The organism is Ferrovibrio sp. (assembly GCF_017994015.1).
Lineage (GTDB): Bacteria > Pseudomonadota > Alphaproteobacteria > Ferrovibrionales > Ferrovibrionaceae > Ferrovibrio.
The window spans coordinates 1-2,555 of the sequence record NZ_JAGOLP010000124.1; the positions used below are offsets into that span (position 1 = coordinate 1).

The window sequence follows — 2,555 nt, forward strand, 5'->3', positions numbered from 1 at the left end:
ATGTAAGAGAGATGTTGCGAGATATTATTGATTTTGACCGGCAATCTGCAGAACTTGAGCAATATTGTCACTCCAGGCTCAACAATCTTCAGTTGTTGGGCGGGCAAATTGAGAGTCGATTTCTAAAACAGTTTCGATTGGTGAAGTGTAAATAAGGGGATTTCTTCATCGAAATTTGATTATTTTAAGTTTTAACAAAAGTCGGCCCCGGATCGCTCCGGGGCCGTCTGCATTTCTGCTCTGTGTGAAGCCGCGCTCACAGCCCCTTGACGATATCCTCCACCATCTTCTTGGCGTCGGCCAGCAGCATCATGGTGTTGTCCTTGTAGAACAGGTCGTTGTCGATGCCGGCATAGCCCGAGGCCATCGAGCGTTTGACAAACAGCACGGTCTTGGCCTTGTCCACATCGAGGATCGGCATGCCGTAGATCGGGCTTTTGGGATCGTCGCGCGCGGCCGGGTTGGTCACGTCGTTGGCGCCAATGACAAAGGCCACGTCGGCGGTCTGGAACTCGGAGTTGATCTCCTCCAGTTCAAACACCTCGTCGTAGCTGACATTGGCTTCCGCCAGCAGCACGTTCATATGGCCCGGCATGCGACCGGCCACCGGATGGATGGCGTATTTCACTTCCACGCCTTCCTCCTTCAGCTTGTCGCCCATTTCACGCAACGCATGCTGCGCCTGGGAAACCGCCATGCCATAGCCCGGCACGATGATGACCTTGCCGGCATTCTTCATGATGAAGGCGGCGTCATCCGCCGAGCCCTTCTTGTAGGGCTTTTCCACCTTGCTGCCGCCAGCCGCCGCCGCGCCGGCATCGGAACCGAAGCCGCCGAGGATGACGTTGAACAGCGAGCGGTTCATGCCCTTGCACATGATGTAGCTGAGGATGGCGCCCGACGAGCCGACCAGGGCGCCGGTGACGATCAGCGCCGGATTGAGCAGCGTGAAGCCGATGCCCGCCGCCGCCCAGCCGGAATAGCTGTTCAGCATCGAGACAACCACCGGCATATCGGCGCCGCCGATCGGCAGGATGATCAGGAAGCCGACAATCAGCGCCAGCACGGTGACAGCCCAGAACAGGCTCGGGCTCGGCTCAATGCAGAAGGCCACGATCAGCGCCAGGATCACCAGGCCGAGCGCGGCATTCAGCATATGCTGACCCTTGAAGATCAGCGGGCTGCCGGAAACCAGGCCCTGGAGCTTGGCAAAGGCCACCAGCGAGCCGGAGAAGGTGATGATGCCGATCACCACACCAAGCGACATTTCGATGCGGCTGGCGACGCTCAGTTTGCCGGCGGCGTTCAAAATGCCATAGGGCTCGGGGTTGTAATAGGCGGCCGCGGCCACCAGCACGGCGGCAAGGCCGACCAGGCTGTGCATCGCCGCCACAAGCTGCGGCATGGCGGTCATCTGGATGCGGCGCGCCAGCACGGCGCCGATGCCGCCGCCGATCAGCAACGCGAGCAGCACCCAGACAATGCTGGAGCCGAGCGCTTGCAGATTGGCGATGGTGGTGAGCACGGCAATGGTCATGCCGACCATGCCGAACATGTTGCCCTGGCGGCTGGTTTCCGGGCTGGAAAGGCCACGCAGGGCGAGGATGAACAGCACGGAGCTGATCAGGTAGAGCAGGGCGGTGAGTTGGATGGACATGATCTAGGCGCCCCTCAATGCTTCTTCGCCGGGGCGTCTTTTTTCTTGTACATCGCCAGCATGCGCTGGGTGACAAGGAAGCCGCCGAAAATGTTGACCGCCGCCAGCACAATGGCGAGCAGGCCGAAGATCTTGGAGGTGTCGAATTCCGCCGAGGCGCCGGCGGCGATCAGCGCACCGACGATGATCACCGAGGAAATCGCGTTGGTGACGCTCATCAGCGGCGTGTGCAATGCCGGAGTGACGCTCCACACCACGTAATAGCCGACAAAGCAGGCCAGCGCGAAGATCGAGAGCAGCGAGAAGAAGGAATATACCTCACCCATGGCTCAGGCCCCTTCCTTGAGTTGCGGATGCACCACCTGGCCATCGCGGGTGACGCAGATGCCGGTAACGGTTTCATCATCCTGTTTGAACTTGAAGCTCTTGCTGTCCTTGTCCCAATGCGGGGAGAGGAAGTTGAGCAGGTTCTTGGCATAGAGCGCCGAGGCATCCACCGGGATGCGGCTGGGCATGTTGGTATGGCCCACCAGCTTCACGCCATAGGCTTCCACAATCTCGCCCGGGCGGCTGAGCGGGCAATTGCCGCCGGCTTCCACCGCCAGGTCCACGATCACCGAGCCGGGCTTCATGGTTTTCACCATCTCCTCGGTCACCAGCACCGGGGCCGGGCGGCCCGGGATCAGCGCCGTGGTGATGATGATATCCTGCTTCTTCACCGTCTCGGCGATCAGGGCGGCCTGCTTGGCCTTGTATTCCGCCGACATTTCCTCGGCATAGCCGCCGGCGGTCTGGCTGGCGCGGGCTTCCTCGTCATCCACCCAGACAAACTTGCCGCCCAGGGATTCGACCTGCTCCTTGGTGGCCGGGCGCACATCGGTGGCGCTGACCACGGCGC

1 protein-coding gene and 2 pseudogenes are annotated in these 2,555 nt (G+C 60.7%); all 3 read right to left on the reverse strand.

The window, feature by feature from the left end:
* Positions 1-256: 256 nt before the first annotated feature.
* Positions 257-1,657, reverse strand: coding sequence for an NAD(P)(+) transhydrogenase (Re/Si-specific) subunit beta (locus tag KBB36_RS20970; RefSeq protein WP_290985882.1), 1,401 nt, complete (start codon positions 1,655-1,657; stop codon positions 257-259).
* Between the two features lie 14 nt (positions 1,658-1,671).
* Positions 1,672-1,965 (reverse strand): annotated as a pseudogene (locus KBB36_RS20975) (NAD(P) transhydrogenase subunit alpha); the annotation flags it as partial.
* Positions 1,966-1,986: 21 nt separating this feature from the next.
* A pseudogene (locus KBB36_RS20980) lies at positions 1,987-2,555 on the reverse strand (NAD(P)(+) transhydrogenase (Re/Si-specific) subunit alpha); the annotation flags it as partial.